14 protein-coding genes are annotated in these 15,798 nt (G+C 63.0%); 2 read left to right on the top strand and 12 right to left on the bottom strand.

The features are described from left to right. Positions 1-18: 18 nt before the first annotated feature. The 6 genes from BBI10_RS21325 to BBI10_RS21350 all read right to left on the bottom strand — a co-directional run bounded on the left by BBI10_RS21325 (position 19) and on the right by BBI10_RS21350 (position 4,988). Entirely contained in the window at positions 19-810 is a 792-nt protein-coding gene (locus tag BBI10_RS21325) for an amino acid ABC transporter ATP-binding protein (RefSeq protein WP_065991597.1), read from the bottom strand. Beyond that, positions 803-1,453, bottom strand: coding sequence for an ectoine/hydroxyectoine ABC transporter permease subunit EhuD (gene ehuD / locus BBI10_RS21330; protein WP_065991598.1), 651 nt, complete (start codon positions 1,451-1,453; stop codon positions 803-805). Before ehuD ends, BBI10_RS21325 begins: the two co-directional genes overlap by 8 nt. Continuing rightward, on the bottom strand, positions 1,450-2,130 hold the full coding sequence (gene ehuC / locus BBI10_RS21335; protein WP_065991599.1) for an ectoine/hydroxyectoine ABC transporter permease subunit EhuC: 681 nt from the start codon (positions 2,128-2,130) through the stop codon (positions 1,450-1,452). The genes ehuD and ehuC overlap by 4 nt, the downstream gene beginning before the upstream one ends. 151 nt (positions 2,131-2,281) lie before the next feature. Then, a complete protein-coding gene (gene ehuB, locus BBI10_RS21340) occupies positions 2,282-3,169 on the bottom strand; it encodes an ectoine/hydroxyectoine ABC transporter substrate-binding protein EhuB (RefSeq protein ID WP_065991600.1) in 888 nt (295 codons plus the stop codon). A gap of 191 nt (positions 3,170-3,360) precedes the next feature. Further along, positions 3,361-3,882, bottom strand: a complete 522-nt coding sequence (gene msrA / locus BBI10_RS21345) for a peptide-methionine (S)-S-oxide reductase MsrA (RefSeq protein WP_065991601.1) — start codon at positions 3,880-3,882, stop codon at positions 3,361-3,363. Positions 3,883-4,013: 131 nt separating this feature from the next. Continuing rightward, on the bottom strand, positions 4,014-4,988 hold the full coding sequence (locus BBI10_RS21350) for a GlxA family transcriptional regulator (protein WP_065991602.1): 975 nt from the start codon (positions 4,986-4,988) through the stop codon (positions 4,014-4,016). A gap of 467 nt (positions 4,989-5,455) precedes the next feature. Here BBI10_RS21350 and BBI10_RS21355 point away from each other — a divergent pair, with 467 nt between their 5' ends. Continuing rightward, complete coding sequence (locus tag BBI10_RS21355) at positions 5,456-6,586, top strand: alkene reductase (protein ID WP_065991603.1); 1,131 nt, start codon at positions 5,456-5,458, stop codon at positions 6,584-6,586. A gap of 515 nt (positions 6,587-7,101) precedes the next feature. On the opposite strand, the gene BBI10_RS21360 is transcribed toward BBI10_RS21355, so the two are convergent. The 3 genes from BBI10_RS21360 to proP all read right to left on the bottom strand — a co-directional run bounded on the left by BBI10_RS21360 (position 7,102) and on the right by proP (position 9,851). Continuing rightward, positions 7,102-7,776, bottom strand: coding sequence for an HAD family hydrolase (locus BBI10_RS21360; protein WP_065991604.1), 675 nt, complete (start codon positions 7,774-7,776; stop codon positions 7,102-7,104). A 93-nt stretch (positions 7,777-7,869) separates the two neighbouring features. After that, positions 7,870-8,112 (bottom strand): hypothetical protein, encoded by a 243-nt coding sequence (locus BBI10_RS21365; RefSeq protein WP_065991605.1) that lies wholly within the window; start codon positions 8,110-8,112, stop codon positions 7,870-7,872. 236 nt (positions 8,113-8,348) lie between these two features. Further along, complete coding sequence (gene proP, locus BBI10_RS21370) at positions 8,349-9,851, bottom strand: glycine betaine/L-proline transporter ProP (protein WP_065991606.1); 1,503 nt, start codon at positions 9,849-9,851, stop codon at positions 8,349-8,351. 403 nt (positions 9,852-10,254) lie between these two features. Between proP and BBI10_RS21375 the strand changes: the two genes are divergently transcribed. Then, positions 10,255-10,851 (top strand): S1 family peptidase, encoded by a 597-nt coding sequence (locus BBI10_RS21375; RefSeq protein WP_244160408.1) that lies wholly within the window; start codon positions 10,255-10,257, stop codon positions 10,849-10,851. On the opposite strand, the gene BBI10_RS21380 is transcribed toward BBI10_RS21375, so the two are convergent. The 3 genes from BBI10_RS21380 to BBI10_RS21390 are packed head-to-tail and all read right to left on the bottom strand — an operon-like array spanning position 10,852 to position 15,694. Then, a complete protein-coding gene (locus BBI10_RS21380) occupies positions 10,852-12,060 on the bottom strand; it encodes an HlyD family efflux transporter periplasmic adaptor subunit (protein WP_065991607.1) in 1,209 nt (402 codons plus the stop codon). It lies immediately after the preceding gene. After that, the gene (locus tag BBI10_RS21385; RefSeq protein ID WP_065991608.1) at positions 12,057-14,216 is read right to left on the bottom strand and encodes a type I secretion system permease/ATPase; all 2,160 of its coding nucleotides are present in this window, start codon (positions 14,214-14,216) and stop codon (positions 12,057-12,059) included. The genes BBI10_RS21380 and BBI10_RS21385 overlap by 4 nt, the downstream gene beginning before the upstream one ends. Continuing rightward, the gene (locus BBI10_RS21390; protein ID WP_065991609.1) at positions 14,213-15,694 is read right to left on the bottom strand and encodes a TolC family outer membrane protein; all 1,482 of its coding nucleotides are present in this window, start codon (positions 15,692-15,694) and stop codon (positions 14,213-14,215) included. The genes BBI10_RS21385 and BBI10_RS21390 overlap by 4 nt, the downstream gene beginning before the upstream one ends. Positions 15,695-15,798: the final 104 nt, after the last annotated feature.

The following is a 15,798-nucleotide window of genomic DNA, read 5'->3' on the forward strand; positions in this document are numbered from 1 at the left end:
AAGCGGGGCCGGAGCCGCTCAACGCTGCTCCACCAGATTAAGGAAGCGCCGCGTGCGCTCGTTGTCCGGGTCGACCAGTACCTCGGTCGGCGAGCCATCGGCGACGATGCGCCCGCCCTCCATGAACAGCACGCGGTCAGCGATGTCCTGGGCGAACTTCATTTCGTGGGTCACCAGCAGCATGGTCATCTGCTGCTCGTGGGCGATGGCCCGAATTACCGCCAGCACTTCACCGACCAGCTCGGGGTCCAGCGCAGAGGTGACCTCGTCGAACAGCATCACTTGGGGCCGCATGGCCAGCGCCCGGGCAATGGCCACGCGCTGTTGCTGGCCGCCGGACAGCTGCGAGGGATAGGCATCGGCCTTGTGGCTCAAGCCGACAAGCCCGAGGTATTGATGGGCGCGCTCCAGAGCCTCTTCGCGGCTCAGCTTGAGGACCTGAAGCGGGGCTTCGGTGACGTTCTGTTGCACGGTCAGGTGCGGAAACAGGTTGAACTGCTGAAAGACCATGCCCACCCGATGCACCACCGGCGGCTTCTTCGCACCCGGCCAGTGCCAGCCGCCGGATTTGGCCGGCACCGGCGAGCCGGCCACCTCGATACTGCCGTGCTGATAGGCCTCCAGGCCTTTGATCAGGCGCAGCACCGTGGATTTGCCCGAACCGCTGGGGCCGATCAGGGCGACTTTCTGGCCGGCGGGGATGCTCAGGTCGAGGTGATCGATGACCCGGGTCGCGCCAAAGTTTTTCACCACTTGCTTGAGGATGATCTGCGGCGATGCGCCGGGCAGAGCGTGTGCGAGATCAGACATGGCTGCGCCTCTCGAAATATTTGAACAACAGGGAGGTCGGCACGCTGATCGCCAGGAACATCAGCGCCATCACCGTGTAGGGCTCGTTGTAGCGGTACGTCATGCCGGCGATCTGCTTGGCCGCCTGGAACAGCTCGGGAATCGTGATCACCGCCAGCAGCGGGGTTTCCTTGAACATGCCGATCAGGTAATTGCCCAGCACTGGCAGCATCGGTTTGAGGGCCTGGGGCAAGACGATCCGCCGCCACGTGGTGGCGCCGTCGAAATCCAGCGCCTTGGCCGCTTCCCATTGTCCGGCCGGCACGCCTTCGATGGCCCCGCGAAAGGCTTCGGCAATGTAGGCCGCGTAATACAGGCCGAGCCCGATCACCCCGGTGGAAATCGCCGGCAGGGTCAGGCCGGCCAGGGGCAGGGCGAAAAACAGCACGTAGAGCTGCACCATTAGCGGGGTGTGCCGAAAAAAACTCAGGTAGCCGGCGCTCAGCCGTTGCACCAGCGCGTTGTTCGAGCGCTGGGCGATGGCCAGCAGCAGACCGAGCAGCACCGCCAGCAGAAACCCCAGGATCACCACTTGCAGCGTCACCAGCAGCCCCTGAAACAGATCGGGGACGATGGACCAGGCGAAGGCGTAATCGAAGTTCATGGGGCCACCCCGCGACGCCAGTGGGTGACCCGCCGCTCATAGCGCTTGACCAGCCAACTGAGCGGCCAGGCCATGACGAAATAACACACCAGCACGATGCTCCAGATCAGCGTCTGCTGGCCCAGGGTGGTGATCAGCTGACCGCCGGAAAACGTCAGGTCGCTGAGGGTGATCAGTGACACCAGCGACGTGGTCTTCAGCAGCTCGACCAGTTGATTGCCCATGGGCGGCAGCATGAAGGGCAGGGCCTGGGGCAGGATGATTCGGCGAAACGCCGTGATCGCGTCGAAGTCCAGGGCTTTGATCGCGTCCCGCTGGCCCCGGGCGACATTGCTCAGGGCCGAGCGGACGATTTCCGAACCATAGGCGGAGAAGGTCAGGCCCAGGCCGAGAATGCCGGTGGTCATCGGCGCCAGGGTGATGCCAAACAGCGGCAGGATGAAGAACAGGTAGAACAGCAGCACCAGGGCGGAAATGCCCCGCAGGATTTCGACGTAGACCGTCGCGATCCAGCGCAGCGCGCGCCATGGCGACAGGCGCATCAGCGCGATGACAAACGACATCACCACCACAACGACTTGGGCGAAGAAGGTGATTTCCAGGGTGACCAGTGCGCCGTTGGCCAACTGGCGAGCGATGAAGCGCGCGGTGTCCAGGGTGGAAGCATCAAAAAGCATGGGCCGTACTCGTATGGGCTGGGGCCGTCATGTCGCGGGTGAAGGATCGAGAAGCTTCCCGGCTGAAGCCGGTCCTACAATGGCGCAGGCATCAGCGGAGGCATCATCGTCGGCATCGGCATCGGCATCGGCATCGGCACCGGGATCAACATCAGCGGTTGCAGCGTTGCTCGGCGGTGACGTCGGCGGGCGGCAGTTCGTTTTCGGTGTAGCCGTACTTCTGCAGGATCTTCAGCAGGTCACCGGAAGCGCGCAGTTTCGCCAGTTGCTCGTTGAACGCCTGGGTGAACGCCGGATCGTTTTTCGGCAGGCCGTAGGCGTGGTAATTCCAGGTCGGTTTGCCGTCGGCGTCCGGGATCTGCTCGAATGGCAGCGCGCGTTCAACCGGCGTGCCTTCGGCTTTTTTCAGCAGGCCGATGATCTCGGCATCCGGGAAGTACACCACGTCGACGCGATCGGCCTGCAGCGCGGCGAGGGCTTCGGTGTCTTTGTCGAAGAGCACCACGTTGCCATTGCTGATGCCGCTGTCCTTGGCTTCCTGCACCTGATTGCTGCCGGGCTGGGTCGCCAGCCGCGCCTTGCCGTTGGCCGCGACGTCCTTGAGGCTGTGCAGCTTCAGCGGGTTGCCGGCCTTGACCAGAAACGCACCGCCGGAACGGGTGACCGGGTTGGAATAGCCAATCACTTTGCAGCGTGCCGGGTTGATGAACAGGCCGGCACCGATCAGATCGAAACGACCTGCCGCGAGGCCCGGCACCAGCGAGCCGAACTCGGTGATGGGCAGTTCAACCTTGCTGATGCCCAGCGGTTCGAGAATGGCCCGGAGGATCTCGACGTTGGCGCCGACGATGTTCCCGTCGGTGCCCACGTAGGCATAGGGCTGCTCGTTGGCGATGCCGGCGGTCAGGCCCTGAGTGCGGCCCTTTTCCAGCAGGTCGGCGACGGCGGAGAACGAAACCACGGCATTCAGCAGCAGGGCGGAGCCGAGTGCGGCTGACAATGACAGGGATTTTCCAGCGATTGTGCGAGGGAAGGGCATGGCGGACTCGTGGCGTCAGTGGGGGCAGGAGAGCGGAAGCCGCGAATCATAAGAGTCTAAAAAAGATTAGATAAATATCGTTTAGTTATTAGTTTATGCACTTGGGTCCGATGGATTCGGGCCGTGCCACGGCAACCGTATCCCCCTTGGACCGCTCTGGCAAGGCGGTCCGGGGGAACAGTCCGTGTCGATCAGGCCGTGGTTGAAGTTTCGCGGTGCGGCAGTTTCCAGCCAGCGCGAATAAAGTGGCAGGTGTAGCCGTTGGGAATGCGCTCCAGGTAGTCCTGATGCTCCGGCTCGGCTTCCCAGAACGGTCCGGCCGGGGCGATTTCGGTGACGACTTTGCCCGGCCAAAGGCCCGACGCATCGACATCGGCCACGGTGTCCAGCGCCACGGCTTTTTGCTGGTCGTTGAGGTAGAAAATCGCCGAGCGATAGCTCACGCCCCGGTCATTGCCCTGGCGATTCGGGGTCGACGGGTCATGAATCTGGAAGAAGAATTCCAGGATCTGACGGTAGGAAATCTGTTCGGGATCGAAGACGATTTCGATGGCTTCGGCGTGGGTGCCGTGGTTGCGATAGGTGGCGTTGTCGACGTCGCCACCGGAGTAGCCGACGCGGGTCGAGACGACGCCGGGGTAGCGGCGCAGCAAGTCCTGCATGCCCCAGAAGCAGCCTCCGGCAAGCAGCGCGGTTTCGGTGTGGGTGGTCATGGGCAAGTCCTTCCAGCTGTTGAGCGGTGTGTGTCAGACAAGCGCCGCAGTGTGCGTGTCTGCGAGCTTGTTGGCGAGCGGGCGGCGCAACGGCCGCCCTTGAAGATCAGAGGATGGAGACGCGCACTCGTTCAGTCGCCGCCGAACTGCTGACGGTATTGGCCGGGCGTCACGCCGATGCGCTCATTGAATGCCTTGCGCATGTGCCGCGCGCTGCCGAAGCCGCAGCGACTGGCCACCACCTTGAGCGGCAGGTCACTGCCTTCGAGCAGTTTGCGTGAATGATCGATGCGCGCGTTGAGCAGGAATTGCATGGGCGTCAGACTGGCTTCGCGCTGAAACGCCCGGGCGAAATTGCGCGGACTCATCGCTGCCAGGTCGGCCATGCGCTGCACGGTGTACGCCTCATCGATGTGATCGACGACGTAGGCCTGCACCCGGGCGATCGCGCTGTCATCCCGGGGCACCGCCGCCAGCAGGGGGCCGTAGGGCGTTTGCCCGCCCTGACGCTTCATCACCACCAGCAGCACTTTGGCGACTTCGAGGGCGATCTCCTTGCCGTGGTCTTCGGCGACGATGGCCAGGGCCATGTCGATCCCGGCGGTAATGCCACCGGAGGTGATCAGGTTGCGGTCGACGACGTAGATTTGCTCGGTTTCGACCCGGGTGGCGGGGAAGCGCCGGGCGAGTCGCTCGACGTAGTTCCAGTGGGTGGTGCAGCGATAGCCGTCCAGCAAGCCAGCGTCCCCCAGCAGAAACGCACCGGTGCAGATCGCCCCGAAACGCCGGGCGCCCTGGGCGGCGGCGGGTAGCCAGGCGGTGAGCTGAGGATGGCCGACGCCGTACGCGCCCGGCCCGCCGGGGACCAGCAGCAGATCGATGTCGGCCGGCAGATCGTCCAGCGCCACATCCGCCTGGACCTTGAGCCCGCAGGAGCTGCGGATGAGCAGCGGGCGCTCGGCCACCGTGATCAATCGGTACTGTTCTTCCGGTGCCAGCAGTCGATTGGAAATCGAAAAGACGTCCATCGGGCCGGTCACGTCGAGCATGAGCACGTCGGTGAACAGCACCACTGCCACTGTTCTTTGCCTGGAAATGTCGGGCATGCCTTGATCGCCTTTCTGTTACCGCCACTGCCAGCCCAGGGGGCACGAGCCTGAAACCAGGCGGCATTCTAGGGGATTGTGCGGAAGGATGTGAATGATGGGCGTTGGTTGACGTGCTGCCTGTTCAGTGCGGGCGATCGTCCCACTGAATGCGCGCGGTGTTTTTAGTGGGACTGGCTTTAGCCGGGAAGGGGCCGGTGCGAGCAGCCGCGATTTTGCGGCGTGGCTTCTGGCGCTTTCCCGGCTGAAGCCGGTCCTACAGTCGATGTCAGCGCCGGGCCCACCGGGGATACGCAAAGCGCAAGATTCTGCGAGTCCGCCAGTCCGTAATCAATGTCCGGAATCATTGCGGATCTGACATTGCCGGCGCTGCGGGTGCGCTTTAGACTCCCGGCCATCCACTAGACGACTGGTCTACGCCATTCAGTCTGGTCACACCTTTGAACGCCTTGAACGGAGTTTCACCCATGGCTACGCAACCCCTGCTCACTCACGTCAACCTCGGGCGGCACGTCCTGAAAAACCGCATTGCCTTCCCGCCCTTGACCCGCCAGAGAAGCCTGCAACCGGGCGATATCGCCTCGGACCTGATGGCGACGTACTACCAGCAGCGTGCGTCCGCCGGTTTCATGATCACCGAAGGCACCCAGATCGAGCCGCGCGGCCAAGGCTATGCATGGACCCCGGGCATTTATACCGCCGAGCAGGTCGAAGGCTGGCGAAAAGTGACCGACGCGGTGCACGCGGAAGAGGGCGTCATCTTCGCCCAGCTCTGGCATGTGGGGCGCGTGTCCGACCACGCGTTGCAGCCCAACGGCGAAGCGCCGGTTGCCCCATCGGCTATTCCGGCGGCCAACGCCAAGGCGTTCATCGAAACCGCGCCGGGCGCAGGGCAACTGGTGGTGCCGCCGACGCCTCGCGCACTGACCGTGGAAGAAATCCGCGAGTTGGTGAAGCTGTACGCCCAGGCGGCAAAAAACGCGATCGAAGCGGGTTTTGACGGCGTGGAAATCCACGCGGCGAACGGTTACTTGGTCAACCAGTTCATCTCCGAGCACGCCAACCACCGCGACGACGAATACGGCGGCTCGCTGGAGAACCGCCTGCGCTTCCTGCGCGAGATCGTCACTGCCGTCGCCGAAGCCGTTGGCGGGGATCGTCTGGGCGTGCGCTTCTCACCGCTGTTCGCCAGCACCGACGAAGAACGCGTCTACATCGGCCTGGTGGAAAGCGATCCGCATCACACCTACGTCGAAGCCATCAAGGTTCTGGAAAACGCCGGCGTCGCCTACGTCTCCATCGCCGAAGCCGACTGGGACAACGCCCCTGAACTGCCGGAGACCTTCCGCAAAGCCATCCGCGACGCCTTCAGCGGACGCATCATGTACGCCGGCCGCTACACCGCCGAACGCGGCAACCGCCTGATCGACGCCGGCCTCGCCGACCTCATCGCCTTCGGCCGCCCCTTCATCGCCAACCCCGACCTGCCCGCACGCATCGCCAACGGCTGGCCCCTCAACCCCGTCAACCCGGCCACGTTGTATGGCGGGACCGAAGTGGGCTATATCGACTATCCGGTTTATAAGGCTGGCGAATAAAACCCCTCGCCTTATCCCGGATCGAGTACAGACGCGGACGCGGAGCGATCAGTGGAGGCAAAAGACGTTAGCGTTGTCCCGGGGACAGATTAATTTACGGTGAAGCGCTGTAAATAAATCAGTCCCCTATGCGCTGAAAATTGATGGCGCCGGCACTGGCGTCTTCCCGGCTAAAGCCAGTCCTACCAAGAACGCGTTTGCTCTGCTTTTGATCTTCATACAGGGAAGGGTCAGTCACCGCCAATCGCGACTTGGGTGCAGGCTGAACGCAGGTCTCGCGCAGTGGGCCGAGCCGCATGGATGCGGCGAGAGCTGCCCCCCGCCATGGATGGCGGATGGCAGCGGGCCCACGGAGCGAGACCGGAGTGAAGGAACCCGACGAAGTCGGGCCCAACCAGGAGCAGGCACTTTTGCTTACTTTTGGTGCTTTTCAAAAGTAAGTCGCCGAAGGCGAAACGTCTGCCCCCAGGCAGACGCCCTTGATCTTGATCTTTACCTTAAAAAAAGCTGCAAAGCTACTCGCGCGTAGCGATCTCATCGAGGTGGTTCAGCAACGCCAGCGGATCCTCATACACCCGCAACGCCCCGGCGCGCTCCAACTCGCTCACGTCATACCCGCCCGACAACAGCCCGATCCCCGTCGCCTTGCACCGCCGCGCCGCCAACATATCCCAGATCGCATCACCCACCACCAGACAATCCTCGATCCTCGCCTCAATCTTCTTCGCCGCCGTCACAAACAAATCCGGGTCCGGCTTGCCATTCTTCACATCATCCCGCGTGATCAGATTGATCTGCTCCGGCTCCAGCCCCAACGCCTTCAGATTGATCCGCGCCGTGGACATCTCCCCACTGGTCGCGATGCACCAGGGAAAACCCTCATCGTCCAGCGTCTTCAACAACTCCACGGCGCCCGGCAGCGCAATGATCTGATCCTGAGTCCTCTCATACGCCTCAGCGTGCCTTTCACTCAACCGCTCAGCCTGCGCCTCAGTGATCTCCATCCCGGTTTCACGGGACAGCATCTTCAGCATCAAGCCGCCGCTCATACCGATCTTGCGGTGGATGCGCCACATCGCCAGTGGAATGTTCTCTGAATCAAGGGCTTCCTTCCATGCCGTGACGTTCTGATAAACGCTATCGGTCAGGGTGCCGTCGAGGTCGAAAAGGAAGGAGGTATTGGATCGCATGGTGAGGCTCCGTTGGTCAACAGGTCATCCGCTGACAATGACTAAAAATAAAAGGGGAAGCGCCCGGCGTTCAGGCCGGGGCATAAAAGCGGTTCAGGACAGCCCGAGTGTCAGCCGCTTCAACCGGCATTCCACGACCTTGTCGTAGAACTCGGAAAGCGCATCGGCCTGCTGCGCGTCAATGCCGCCGCAGCACCGCAGCCCGAGCACGAAGCCGTTGGCCTGAGCGCCGTTCTTGACCGCGTCGATGGTCGAGCCCGACGCATGGATATCAGCCAGGATGCGCTCGCTTTGCGGTCGCAGTACGGGGGGCAGGTGGTCGAGGATGTCGGTCATGGGGAAGGCTGCCTTTCAGTTCTCTGTCCGGCTGTCTGTGTCTGCACAGCAGCGGTTGAATACTCATGCAAGACCTGACCGGGAGAGGGGCGCAGCGGTTCCGACAAATTCTTCAAATGACCGCGAACGGCAGGGGTCGTGGGACTGGCGTTAGCCGGGACGGCGTCGTGTGCTACACCACAACACGGATGGTGTACAAACCGGCCTCTTCCCGGCTGAAGCCGGTCCCACCAGAATCAACCTATACGCGGGTGCTGCTGAACCAGCGTCTCGCGCTTGGCTTGCAACTCGGCAATCTGCGTGTCGATGTCTTCAATCTTCTGCTCAATGTTGTCGTGATGTTCCTGCAGCAGCTCACGGGCTTCGTTGAGGTCCGACGCCGCCGGCGCGGCGCCACGCAAAGGCTTGTTCGCGGTTTCTTTCATGGTCAGGCCGGTGATCAGGCCCACTACCGCCACCACCATCAGGTAGTACGCCGGCATGTACAGGTCCTGGGTGGTTTCAACCAGCCAGGCGACCACGGTCGGGGTCAGGCCGGCAATCAGCACCGAGACGTTGAAGGCACTGGCCAGCGCGCTGTAGCGGATGTGGGTGGGGAACATCGCCGGCAGCGTCGACGCCATGACACCGATGAAAAAGTTGAGGATCACCGCGATCAATAGCAGACCGGCGAAGATCAGGCCCAACTGGCCGCTGTTGATCAGCTTGAACGCCGGAATCGACAGCACCAGCAGCGCGATGCTGCCAGCGATGATGAAGGGGCGACGGCCGATCTTGTCGCTGAGGAAACCGATCAGCGGCTGCACGAACAGCATGCCGACCATGATCGCCACGATGATCAGGACGCCGCGGTTTTCGCTGTAATGCAGGTTGTGGGACAGGTAGCTCGGCATGTACGTGAGCAGCATGTAGTACGTGACGTTGGTCGCCGCGACCACGCCGATGCAGGTCAGCAGGCTGCGCCAATGCTTGGTCGCGACTTCCTTGAACGAGACTTTCGGGCCGTGGGCCAGGCCTTCGCGGTCACCCTGTTCAAGCTTTTCAACGTGCTGCTGGAACGCCGGGGTTTCTTCCAGCGCGTTACGCAGGTAGAGGCCGATCATGCCCAGGGGCAGGGCGAGGAAGAACGGCAGACGCCAGCCCCATTCGAGGAACTTCTCCTCGCCGACCACGGACGAGATGAGCACCACCACGCCGGCACCCAGCACAAAACCGGCGATCGAGCCGAAATCCAGCCAGCTGCCAAGGAACCCGCGTTTGCGGTCCGGCGCGTATTCAGCGACGAAGATCGAGGCGCCGGTGTATTCGCCTCCGACCGAAAAGCCCTGGGCCATCTTCGCCAGCAGCAAAAGGATCGGCGCCCAGATGCCAATCGATTCATACGAGGGAATCAGTCCGATGGCAAAGGTACTCAAGGACATGATGACGATGGTCGCGGCGAGGACTTTCTGTCGCCCGTACTTGTCACCGATGGCGCCGAAAAACACGCCGCCGATGGGGCGAATCAGGAAGGGCACGGAAAAGGTCGCGAGGGCCGCGATCATCTGCACGCTGGGGTCGGCGCCGGGGAAGAAGATCTTGCCCAGTGCGTAGGCCACGAAGCCGTAGACGCCGAAGTCGAACCATTCCATTGCGTTACCCAGCGCGGCGGCAGTGATGGCCTTCCGCATCTTGGCATCGTCGACAATAGTGATGTCTTGCAACCCGATCGGGTTGACGGTTTTCTTGCGTGATCTCATAAAAGTCCCGGCAGCTAGAAGTGTGACGTTGCGACGTTGTGGCGATCGGCATTGCGACCCACGGCAGCGCATACACTCGAAAGAGGTGGTGTGCTGTCGTAATAGTGGCAGGCCGATCTGCATCAGATAGGACCCTGACACAATTAATTCAGAAAAATCCCTGGTTTTTTGAAGTTTATTCAAATGAGTGATTAATCGAGCGGCTCTATCGACCGATAAAGTCAAACAGGTTGGATCCAATGAATTAAATGCATCAGAACAAGACAGGCGGTAGTCTTAGTCTATTGATTAAGTGATGGCTCAATGACATATTCACTGCGCCCTCAACTCATGCCCACGGAAAAAAATGCGCCCCTTCAAGTCACTTGTTGCAGCCTCGGTGCTGATCAGCGGGTGCAACGGAATGCCCACCGCTTTCACCCAGGATCCTGTCTTTGACCAAGCCTTCGTCGTCCATTCCGGTGCGCCGCTGCCCTATCTGTTGATGGGCACCGCGATCCAGTGGAATGAAGATTACGCCGTCACCGTCAAGCACATCCCTTACATCTCCGGAGCGGTATTCCAGGGGCAAGGCGACGTACAGTTCTTCAAGCACAAGGCCGATTCCGTTCCGATGTGGCGCTCGTACCAGCCGGGTGAAGAACTCACCTCAGTGGGCTACAACTCCGCCTACATGTCGGTGAAAGGCACAGGCCGCGCCCTGCCGGCGATGATTCGCCTGGACGCCAAAGAGGGCAACGTGATGTACGGCACCCATGATGGCCCGGTGGCCAAGGGCATGTCGGGCGGCCCGGTGTTCGCGGCAGACGGCAAGGTGGTGGGGATCACCGTGGCATTGCTGACCTCCAGCGACCTGGCCAAGATCAAGCGCCCGGACCTGGCCAACCAGCCACGGATCAGTATTTTCATGCCGTACAACGAAATCAACCGCGAGTGGACCCGTTACATGGCTCAGGCCAAGCCGGCCACGCCAGCGCCGACCCACCTCGCGGTCAACTGATCAACGCTCACGCAACGCTTCGCGGGCGCGGTTGAGGGGTTTGATGAGGTAATCCAGCACGGTTTTTTCACCGGTGCGGATGTCCACCGTGGCGATCATTCCGGGGACGATGGCAAAGCTCTTGCCGGCCTTGTTGCGCAGTACGTCCGAGTCCGTGCGGATGTACACGCGGTAGTAGAAGATTTCCGGCTTCACCTCATCCTGAATCGTGTCCGGCGAGATGGTCACCACCTTGCCGTCGAGGCTGCCGTAAATCGAATAGTCATAGGCCGTGATTTTCACCTTGGCCTGCTGCTCGGGGTGGATGAACGCGATGTCCCGGGGCGAGATGCGCGTTTCGATCAGCAGTTGCTCATCCAGCGGGACGATCTGCATCAGCTGTCCGTTGGGCGGCACGACCCCGCCGATGGTGCTGACTTCGATGTCCTTGACGATGCCGCGCACCGGCGAGCGCAAGGTCAGGCGAGACAGCGAGTCGCTGCGGCCGCGGATCACCGCTGACAGCATCTGCGCCTCGGCATTGGCTTTGGCCAGGTCCTCGCGGGCATGCACCATGTATTCGGAACGCGCCTCGGTGGCCTTGAGCTCAAGCTCGGAGCGCTGGCGGTTCAGGCGCAGCACTTCGACCCGGCTCGACGCTCCGATTTTCGCCAGATTCTCGGTGATCGCCAGTTCGCTGCGCACCAGCTTCAGCGAGCTCTCGATGCCGGTGAGGGTTTCGCCGAGGCCCCTGCGCCGGGCGTTGAACAAGTCGGTTTCGGCGCGACGCAGCTCCGGGTACTTGTCCAGCGACGCATCGAACGTCAGCGGCTTCTCGCTGACTTCGGCCTGCAGCCGGTTGACGCTGGCCAGCGCCGCCCGGTACTTCGCCTCGCTCTCGCCGACGTTCGACTCACTCTTCACCGCATCGAGCTGCGCCAGCACCTGGCCGCGCTCCACCAGCGTGCCTTCGCTGACGTTCAGCTCCTTGATGATCCCGCCCTCCATGGACTGAATCAGCTGCTCCCTGGAACTGGGCACCACCTTGCCGGTGCCGGTAGACACTTCCACCACCTGAAACCAGGCCGCCCAGGCAAGGAAACACGCGAGCATCAGCGCGCACGTCCAGATCACCCGCACGCTCCCGGTGATGCTGCGTTCATCCTGGCCGTCGAGGTACGTGACTTGATCGCCAAGCCGTGGGGTTTGCTCCGTGGTCAGTGCGTTCATGCCTGCGCTCCTTGCGGCTGTCTGAGTCGGGTGAGGGCGGCGTCGCGGTGGTCATCGATGACGATGCGGCCGTTGTCCAGCACGATGATCCGTTCCACCAGTTGCAGCAGGCTGACCCGGTGGGTGGCGACGATCAGGGTGCGGCCCTGACACCAGGTCGAGAGTTTTTCCAGCAACTGGCGTTCGGTAATGTCGTCCAGCGAGGCGGTGGGTTCGTCCAGCAGCAGCACCTGGGGCTGACGAATCAACAGGCGTGAGAGCAGCAGGCTCTGACGCTGACCGCCGGACAACCCCAGGCCGCCTTCAAGAATCAGGTGGTCCATGCCCTTGGGCAACTGGCGGACAAATTCCAGCGCGCCGGTCACCGACAGGGCGGCGATGATCTCCTGATCGCTGGCCTGCCCGGCGCCGAGGGTGAGGTTGTCCCGCAGCGTGCCGTGAAACAGCCGCGCCTGCTGGGACATCAGCCCGACGTCCCGGCGCAGGTCGGCCGGATCAAGGTGGGCCAGCGCAATGCCGTCCAGGGTGGTTTCGCCACTGGACAAATCCATCGAGCCTGCCAGCGCCTGCAGCAGCGTGGACTTGCCTGCGCCATTGCGCCCGAGAATGGCGACGCGCTCGCCCGGCCGAATGTTCAGGTTGATGCCGCTCAGGGCAGGCGCGGCCTCTTCGCTGTGCTTGAAGCCGGCCTGACGCAACACGTAGTCACCACGAATGGCGGGCACATGCACGCGCTGACTGCCTTCGGGGTGATCGACAGGCATCTGCATCAGCCGGTTGAGCCCTTGCAGCGCAACCTTCGCCTGCTGCCAGCGGGTCAGCACGTGGGTCAGCTGCGCCATTGGCGCCATCATCCGCGAGGCCAGCATCGAGGCGGCCACCAGGCTGCCGGTGGTGAGGTCGCCGGCAATCACCATGGGCGCACCGAACACGATGACCACGGCAAACACCGCGCCCTGCACGTTCTGGGTCCAGGCCACCAGGCTGTTGGTCAGCGAGCGCAGTTTCAGGCTGCTGTCGGCCGACGCGGCGTTGTAGTGATTCCACTGCTGCTGGAAACGTTGCTCGGCCTGCAGCGCCTTGATGTCGTCCATGCCCTGCACGGTTTCCACCAGCATGGCGTTGCGCAGTGCGGCTTCGCGCATTGAGGCATTGGCCAGCCGCGCCAGCTTGCGTTGGGCAAGGACGCCGGGCAGCACCATCGCCACCAGCGCGACCAAAGGGATCAACACCAGTGGCCCGCCAATCAGGTAGAACACCAGCAAAAACAGAAAGAAAAACGGCATGTCCGCCAGCGCCGTCGCGGTGCTGGAGGTGATCAGGTCGCGGATCTGCTCCAGCTCGCGCAGCTGCGAAATGAACGAGCCGGTGGATTTCGGCCGCGCCGAGTTACGCAAGCGCAGGGCGTGGCCGAAGATCAGGTCCGAGACCCGCAGATCGGCGCGCTTGCCCATCACGTCGGTGATGCGCAGACGCATGATGCGCATGACGAAGTCGAACACCAGCGCCAGCATCACGCCGCCAAACAGCACGTACAGGGTCGGCAGGGATTCGGCCGGAATCACCCGGTCGTAGACCTGCATGGAGAACAGCACGCCCGCCATGCCCAGCAGGTTGGCGACCAGCGACGCCAGCATGACCTGGCGGTAGGGGCGCAGGTCGCTGAGCACGATGCGCCGGAACCAATGCTCGTCGTAGGGCTTGATGTAGTCGTCGGTGCGCACGTCGCTGAGGGGCTGAATCGGCCGCAGGACCACCGTGCGCAGGGCGTGCTCGGCGAGGACGGCCGGGTCGATGCGGCTCTGCAGGCCCTGGTCGCCGCTGTAGGCGATGCCCAGTTCGCCTTGCTCGCTGACGCTTTCGATCACGCCGACCTGGCCGTCGCGCAGTTGCACCAGCAGCGGCGTGCGCCAGCGGGACAGGCTTTTGCGGTCGTAACGGGCGAACTTGACGCTCAAGCCCGCCTGCCGCGCCATGTAGCGGACCACTTCTTCGACTCGGCCCTCGCTATTGGCCGAGGCCAGGCGGATGCTTTCCGGTGACACGTCGAGGCGGTAATGCCGGGCGACGGTGAGGATGGCCTCCAGCCACGGCGCGTAGTCCGGACGATCAGGGCCTGCCGCGGGCGCTTCGGGAATGACGACGGTCTCGGTCATGGCAGGATCTCCACGTGCTGGATGGTGCTGTGATCGATGCCGAACGCGCGGCGCAGCGCACCGCTGTTGTACAGGCAATCGATCTGCAGACGGCGCAGGTCAGCCTGGGTGTTGGCCAGGTCGAAGCGCGACTGGTGGATTTCCTGCTCGGCGTTGAGCAGGTCGAGCAGCGGCCGGGTGCCCAGTTCCAGGTACTGCCGCCCGTACAGCTCGCGGGCTTCGGTGATGCTGGTCTGCCGGGATTCCAGCGAGCTGAGCCGGCGCGTCAGGCCGGACGTCTGCGCCTGCGCCTCGCCCAGCCCTTGCCGCGCCTGCAGGCGTGCGGCGTCCTCGGCGGAGTCAGCGGCGGTCAGGGCGTAGTTGGCGGCGCGGCTGCGGGCGCTGGTGGCGCCACCCTGATAGATCGGCACTTCCAGGTTGAGAAAAATCCCCGCCTGGGTCCGATTGATCGTTGAGTTCTGGTCGTCGTAATGATCGTCCAGAAACTGGTTGACCGAGGGCTGCAGTGACAGCGTCGGGTAGGCTTCGGCCCTGGCCTGGGCCAGTTCGGCCTGGGCCTGGGTGCGCTGGGCGGCGGCTTGCAGCACGGCGGGGAGGGCGTCTGTGCTGATGGGGGCGGTGCAGGCGTCGGTCATCGAGGCGCTGAAGGTGCTGCTGACCTGGGGCGGGGTCTGCCGACCGAGCAGGTTGGTCAGCGTCGACTGCCAGCGTGCATACAACGCTTTGTACTCTTGCAGCGTCGCCATGCCGCCCTCGGCGCGGGACTGCGCCTGAACTACGTCGGAACGGGTGCTCGCGCCCATGTCGCTGCGCTGCCTGGCCAGCTCGACGATATCGCCGATGCCGCGAATCTGCTCCCGGGCGATGTCCACCAGACGCTGATAGCGCTGGACTTCGATGTAGGCAAACGCGGTGTCGCGGCTGACCTGATCGATCGCCAGCAGAATGCTCGCCTGACTGCGGGCGGCCTTGGCACGGGCCGCCTCGACTGCGTTCGAGACCTTGCCGAAATCGTAGAGCATCTGTTTGAGGGAGATGCTCACCGACTGGCTGCCGTCGTCGCTGCCATAGCCGCTGGTGTAGCCGCCTTTTATCCCGCCGGAGATCTGCGGGTAGTAACCGGCTTCGGCCACGTTGATGCCCTCGGCCTGTTGATACAAGGTGCCGATCGCTTCGCTGATGCTGGGGTGCCAGTCAACGGCGAGCCGGACGGCCTGTTCGAGGCCCAGGGTCTGACTGTCTTCCTTGACCCCGACCGCTCCGGGCCCGGAACTGCCTTTGGCATTGCTTTTGTGACTGCCTTCACGACCATCGCCCTTGCTCCGCTGATCCGCGGGCTTCGCCTGCAGGCGGGAAGGGCTGATGCTGCGCAGGCCGGGATCGATTTGATCCCCTGCCAGCGCAACGGAAAAAATCGGGTGACACAGGCCGACGGTCAGGACGACCGCCGTCCATTTCTGCTTGCGAACGCGCTCCACATGGCTTCCTTACTGTACGAATACAGAGCTTCCCTTTTGTTGAATCAACCGGCCGAGCGCATTGATCGGCCGGTTGAACCCCGCCTCCGGCAGCGCCAGAGGGC

Source organism: Pseudomonas graminis (assembly GCF_001705435.1).
Lineage (GTDB): Bacteria > Pseudomonadota > Gammaproteobacteria > Pseudomonadales > Pseudomonadaceae > Aquipseudomonas > Aquipseudomonas graminis_B.

Excerpts from the sequence above, each read along its gene's own strand:
- proP (WP_065991606.1), bottom strand. The coding sequence starts at position 9,851 with ATGAGATCACGCAAGAAAACCGTCAACCCGATCGGGTTGCAAGACATC.
- ehuC (WP_065991599.1), bottom strand. The coding sequence starts at position 2,130 with ATGCTTTTTGATGCTTCCACCCTGGACACCGCGCGCTTCATCGCTCGC.
- BBI10_RS21385 (WP_065991608.1), bottom strand. The coding sequence starts at position 14,216 with ATGACCGAGACCGTCGTCATTCCCGAAGCGCCCGCGGCAGGCCCTGAT.
- BBI10_RS21360 (WP_065991604.1), bottom strand. The coding sequence starts at position 7,776 with ATGCGATCCAATACCTCCTTCCTTTTCGACCTCGACGGCACCCTGACC.
- BBI10_RS21375 (WP_244160408.1), top strand. The coding sequence starts at position 10,255 with ATGCCCACCGCTTTCACCCAGGATCCTGTCTTTGACCAAGCCTTCGTC.
- msrA (WP_065991601.1), bottom strand. The coding sequence starts at position 3,882 with ATGACCACCCACACCGAAACCGCGCTGCTTGCCGGAGGCTGCTTCTGG.
- BBI10_RS21350 (WP_065991602.1), bottom strand. The coding sequence starts at position 4,988 with ATGCCCGACATTTCCAGGCAAAGAACAGTGGCAGTGGTGCTGTTCACC.
- ehuB (WP_065991600.1), bottom strand. The coding sequence starts at position 3,169 with ATGCCCTTCCCTCGCACAATCGCTGGAAAATCCCTGTCATTGTCAGCC.
- BBI10_RS21325 (WP_065991597.1), bottom strand. The coding sequence starts at position 810 with ATGTCTGATCTCGCACACGCTCTGCCCGGCGCATCGCCGCAGATCATC.
- BBI10_RS21355 (WP_065991603.1), top strand. The coding sequence starts at position 5,456 with ATGGCTACGCAACCCCTGCTCACTCACGTCAACCTCGGGCGGCACGTC.
- BBI10_RS21365 (WP_065991605.1), bottom strand. The coding sequence starts at position 8,112 with ATGACCGACATCCTCGACCACCTGCCCCCCGTACTGCGACCGCAAAGC.
- BBI10_RS21380 (WP_065991607.1), bottom strand. The coding sequence starts at position 12,060 with ATGAACGCACTGACCACGGAGCAAACCCCACGGCTTGGCGATCAAGTC.
- ehuD (WP_065991598.1), bottom strand. The coding sequence starts at position 1,453 with ATGAACTTCGATTACGCCTTCGCCTGGTCCATCGTCCCCGATCTGTTT.